The sequence below is a fragment of the Mesorhizobium sp. M7A.F.Ca.ET.027.02.1.1 genome, assembly GCF_004022985.1.
Taxonomy (GTDB): Bacteria; Pseudomonadota; Alphaproteobacteria; order Rhizobiales; family Rhizobiaceae; genus Mesorhizobium.
Genome location: NZ_RZOL01000818.1, coordinates 1 through 969 on the forward strand (window position 1 = coordinate 1; position 969 = coordinate 969).

A 969-nucleotide genomic window follows, 5' to 3' on the forward strand; every position below is an offset into this window, starting at 1 on the left:
GCCGAAAACACCTGCCACAGCACCTCGCGCTGCTTCTGTCCCAAGCGGTTCTTGCGGCCCATTCGCGGCACCTCGGCATAGGCTTCGACACTGTCGATCCGCCAGGCGTCAATGACGTTCTCCCATTCCGAGACCAGAAAGCGCGGAGAGAAACCCGTGACAGCAGCCTCGCTCGCAGCCTTGTCGATCAGACCGCGCACGGCGTCGCGGTCGGCGACATGCGCCTTGCGTCCAGTCGCGAGCGCATGGAGTTCCTCGGCGATCCTGCGGAAGGAGGCGACGGTCACCCGGCCTTCCAGATCGTCACGGCCGCTGGAAAGCACGGCGAGCTTGCGCTTTAGCGCGTCGGCCAGCGGATCGGAGAAGGTGGTGAGCAGCACCCGCGCGTCGGGATAGAGGCGAAGGATGCGCATTACGCGATGCAGCGCCACCACGGTCTTTCCCGTCCCGGCGGAGCCGGCGACACGCGCGGGTCCGGAATAATCGCGCTCGACCACGCCGCGCTGAAGAGGATGCAGAAACACCGCCCATTTCTCGAATGGCGCGTCGAGTGCTGCCTGAAGTTCGTCCAGCCCTTCCAGCACCTGGAACCGACGCATCGTGTCGGGATGCGCCATCGGGTCCGCGACGGGCGCGGCGGCGGGCTTCAGGATTCCCGTGGCGGCATATTCGAGCAGCGCCTCGGCAGCTTCCTGTGGCAGGTGCGTGGCCAGGGCGAAGAAGCTGTCCTCGGTCGCCTCGGTGACGTCGGCCAGCCAATCCTGCGGCACGCCGACGGAGAGAAGGTCGTCCGGCGTCAGCCTTGCGAATAGCGGCGGCGCGTGGATGATCTCCTTGTCAAGAGTAATCTCAAGTGGCAGGTCGGCCTGAACGGGTTGGGACGCTGGTTGCAACGCCACTTCCTCGACACGCTCGCGCACTTCGACGATCTGGATCGCACCGGTTGCCGGATGCGTCTCGATGCGCCGC

Annotated in this window: 1 protein-coding gene; it reads right to left on the reverse strand. The window is 65.8% G+C overall.

Going from position 1 to position 969, the window contains the following annotated elements; all coding sequences use genetic code 11:
• Positions 1 to 969, reverse strand: a 969-nt coding sequence (locus EN749_RS36395) for a UvrD-helicase domain-containing protein (protein WP_189368015.1), incomplete at both ends; no start/stop codon positions are given.